A 3,917-nucleotide genomic window follows, 5' to 3' on the forward strand; every position below is an offset into this window, starting at 1 on the left:
GATCCACGACACCGTCGCCCAGGGGCTCGCGAGCATCGGTATGTTGCTGCACGCCGTCGAGCGCGCGGACCCCTCGCACCCGGCCGTCGACCAGACCCGCCTCGCGCGAGAGGTGGCCGGCGAGAACCTCACCGAGACCCGCCGCCTCATCGCCGCGCTACGCCCGGCTCCGCTCGACGGCGTGTCGCTCGCGGGCGCACTGGGCCGTGTCGCGGAGCGGGCCCGCGCGGAGCATCCGGGGATCGAGGTGACCGCGGACTGCGCCCTCGAGGTCGACCCACCCCCCGAGGTCGCCGCCGTGCTCGTCCGCGTGGCGCAGGAGGCGTTGGCGAACGCGGTCACACACGCCTCACCCTCGAGGGTGGAGGTGACGCTGACCGGGTCATCCACCGCTGTCGCGCTCGAGGTACGCGATGACGGTCGGGGTTTCGACGTCGCCGCGCCTCGGCCCACCGCATCGTTCGGTCTGGACGGGATGGCGCGTCGGGTGTCCGGGCTGGGAGGAGAGTTCGACGTGAGCTCCGAGACCGGCGCGGGAACCACGATCCGCGCCGTGCTCCCGACGGTGGTGGGAGGCTCGGGGACATGACGACGACGAGCGTGCGCGTTCTGATCGCGGACGATCACGCGGTGGTCCGGACGGGACTTCGCGCGTTGGTCGCTTCGGACCCCGCCATCGAGGTGGTGGCCGACGTCCCCACCGCTGACGGCGCCGTCGAGCGGGCGCGGATCGGCGACGTGGACGTGGTGCTCATGGACCTGCGCTTCGCGGGTGACGCCTCCGCGGGCGTCAGGGCGACCCGGCGACTCCGCGCACTCGAGTCACCACCGCAGGTCCTGGTCCTGACCAGCCACGACACCGATGCGGACATCATCGGGGCAATCGAGGCCGGGGCCTGCGGGTACCTCCTCAAGGACGCCGGTCCCGACAAGCTGCTGGCCGCCGTCCGCGCCGCGGCGGCCGGGGAGAGCGCGCTCTCCCCGACCGTCGCCGCCACTCTGATGACCCGGCTGCGCGACCCACGGCCGGTGCTGACCGATCGCGAGGTGGAGGTGTTGCGGGCGGTGGCGACGGGCGAGACCAATCGGCAGGTCGCGACGTCCCTGCACGTGTCGGAGGCGACGGTCAAGACGCACCTCGTGCACGTCTTCGACAAACTCGGTGTGACGTCCCGGACGGCCGCGGTGGCCAGGGCCCGCGAGCTCGGGGTGGTGTAGCCGATCAGCACCGCCCACCCTGTATCGAAGGAAGCTGAAGAGCAAGCGCATCCGCCACTCCTGAGAGTGCGTCGACGCCTTCGCCGAATGACGCTGATTCGACCGCGATGGCCACGGCTAACTCCCCTCCCGCAGCCGGCACTATCCCGAACTGACGCACGAGATAGCCGCCACTCTCACCCGGCCCCCAGCCACCCTTGAACCGAGCTCCCGGTATGCGGCCGAGTCCCCAGCTCTGATCGGGTGAGACCTGGCCCATCAGATCGAGAACTCGGCTCGATGACCCGATGCACGGTAGGAGACTTCCGAACCGCGCCTGACCCACGAGCGGCCACTGAGTCTGACCGAAGATCGAGTACTCCGCACGGGTGCGGACAGCCGGCACCTGGGTGGTGCTGTCACCCCCATCCGCGAGCACTGCGCCGATCCCAGCCGCCGACGAGGCTCCCCCGCCGAGTGAATCCCACAATCGCTCCGCCGCCGCGTTGTCGGATGCCGTGATCGCGGTAGCTGCCGACTCGAGCGCGGCCGGAGATGTGCGCGCGACGGCGACGGCCAAGGGTACCTTTATCGTCGACCAGGCGGCACCCGACTGCACGCCTCCCGCCTTCTGGACGTCGGTCCGACCACCGACGCCTGCTGCGGCGATACCAACCGGACTCGGAATACCACCGATCACTCCGGCGAGATCCACACCACCGGTCCTGGGGTCGGCTATCGGTGAGACCGGGCGATGGGCAGCTCCCGGAATCCCTTCTCCACCTGGTCCGTCCGGTCCCGGAGAGACGGTGGTGACTGTGGAGGTGACGTAGACGGTCTGTACGGGCCCGCTCGTGGGGACCAACTCACCACAACCGCACACGACGAGAACGAGCCCGCAGGCACCCGAGGTCAGTGCCCCTCGCCTGCTCAGAAAACCCATCAGTAGATGTACACGACAGCGTTGTTGCCGCCGGTACAGGTCACCACCGGTCCGCCCGAGCAGGACATCGTGTACGTCGCACCCGTCACCGGGCTGTAGGCGTCGATGGTCATCGGGCCCCCGTTGCCTCCGGATGCGAGGTAGGTGGAACGAACTGACACTGCGAACTCGCACGAGGTGACTGATGAGCCCACCGCCGAATGCGCGAGCGGGCCTCCGCCGACGTTCGAGCACACGAATGACCCGGACGGTGCAGCAGGTTGCGCCGGTTGAACCTGAGGCCGGTCCGGTTCCCCAACACTCGAGGCCGTCGCTGTGGCGGACACCGTCGATGTCACGGGTGCAGTAGTCGTACTAGTGAATCGCGGGATCATCAGGAACGCCACCACCGCGATCAGACCCACGATCAGCACGGCCATCAGGGTGATCATCACGGCCATGGCCGGGGACATCGACTGCTTCTGGTTGGTCGCCACCGGGCTCGCCTGCGGAATTCGTCCGAACTCCGACGTGGGGTAATCACTCCACTGAGGAGGAGGGTTCTGGTTCATGTCGCGCCTCCCGGCCACCCGAACACGCTCGCGACCAACCTGCCGCTGAGAATGAGAATAAGTGACGCTGCGTGGTACAAGTCGCGAATGAAGGTCCTGAACGCCACGTTTTCGACCTGAGAACGAGTCAGGTCGCGTCATCGTCTCGACGGACGATCTCAACGCATCGTCGCTGCGGAACGGGGGCATCGACTCCTAAGCTCGTCCCATGCGGAGACTCCCCTGGATCATCGGCGCTGTCGTCGTCATCGTCGTCGTCGCGCTGATCGCAGCGCCCTACCTCTACAAGGCCGTGCGTGGAGGTGACGACGCGCCGGCCGCGACCGTCTCCGTCGACGGAGCCGAGGAGGCGACCGGCACCCTGGAGGGCACGTGGGTGGTGGTGCCGGGGACCGCGCCCAACGAGACGACCGCCGGGTACACGGTCAACGAGATCCTGCGGGGGGAGCCGGTCACCGTCGTCGGCAGCACCGACCAGGTGAGCGGGCGGGCGGTCGTGTCCGGGACCACCCTCGAGTCCGCATCGTTCGACGTGCAGGTGGCGGGAATCGAGACGGACATCGACCAGCGCGACGTTCAGGCCCGCTCCCCCCAGATCCTCGACACCGGGTCCCATCCCTCGGCGACACTCACCGTGGCCGAACCTGTGGATCTGGCTGCGGTGCCGTCGGACGGCACAACGGTATCGATCCCGATGGTGGTCGAGCTGACGATCAAGGGCACGACCGTGCGTGAGCACACCGAGGTGACCGTCCTGTGGACGGGCGACGCCCTGATCGCCTCCGGCGCGGTCCCCCTCACCTGGGCCGAGGTCGGGGTCGAGCCGCCGAGCCTCGGCTTCGTCGCCGTGGAACCGGCCGGAACGATCGACTTCCTGGTGAGCCTGGCCCGGCAGTAGCCGTGCCTCGGTTTCGATACGCTTCCTGCTCCCCCGTCGGAAGCGGATGCACCGCTCCCCCGGGCTAGGCCGCCAGGAAGAGAATCAGGCTCAGGGTGAGCACCGGTTCGGGCCGGCTCCCGGACCGGGCCCACTCGCCGTCGTGCGGCAGCCGACGACAACGACTGTTCAGCTGGTCGCCACCCCGCCGACAGGGACCCGGCACCAGACCCTCCTACGGTCACCTGGTCAGTCACTCAGCCATTGCCCAGGAAAGGCCCCCGATGCGCTCACGGACCATCAGCTCAGGCGTCTTCACGGTCGCCCTCGCCGCCGGCGCGGCGCTGGC

Annotated in this window: 5 protein-coding genes; 3 read left to right on the forward strand and 2 right to left on the reverse strand. The window is 68.9% G+C overall.

The features are described from left to right. On the forward strand, positions 1-589 hold a 589-nt coding region (locus IY392_RS11205), incomplete at its 5' end, for a sensor histidine kinase (protein ID WP_194861255.1). Next, complete coding sequence (locus IY392_RS11210) at positions 586-1,218, forward strand: response regulator transcription factor (RefSeq protein ID WP_194861256.1); 633 nt, start codon at positions 586-588, stop codon at positions 1,216-1,218. The genes IY392_RS11205 and IY392_RS11210, both read left to right, overlap by 4 nt. Positions 1,219-1,222: 4 nt before the next feature. Here IY392_RS11210 and IY392_RS11215 read toward each other — a convergent pair whose 3' ends face one another. Together IY392_RS11215 and IY392_RS11220 are read right to left on the reverse strand one after the other, a co-directional pair. After that, positions 1,223-1,912, reverse strand: coding sequence for a hypothetical protein (locus IY392_RS11215; RefSeq protein ID WP_194861257.1), 690 nt, complete (start codon positions 1,910-1,912; stop codon positions 1,223-1,225). A gap of 227 nt (positions 1,913-2,139) precedes the next feature. After that, positions 2,140-2,616 carry a serine/threonine protein kinase gene (locus tag IY392_RS11220; protein WP_182627393.1) on the reverse strand — a complete coding sequence of 159 codons (477 nt, stop codon included), beginning with the start codon at positions 2,614-2,616 and terminating at the stop codon, positions 2,140-2,142. A 283-nt stretch (positions 2,617-2,899) separates the two neighbouring features. On the opposite strand from IY392_RS11220, the gene IY392_RS11225 reads away from it, so the two are divergent. Beyond that, complete coding sequence (locus IY392_RS11225) at positions 2,900-3,589, forward strand: YceI family protein (protein WP_182612028.1); 690 nt, start codon at positions 2,900-2,902, stop codon at positions 3,587-3,589. Positions 3,590-3,917: the final 328 nt, after the last annotated feature.

It is taken from the genome of Dietzia sp. SYD-A1 (genome assembly GCF_015356725.1).
GTDB lineage: Bacteria > Actinomycetota > Actinomycetes > Mycobacteriales > Mycobacteriaceae > Dietzia.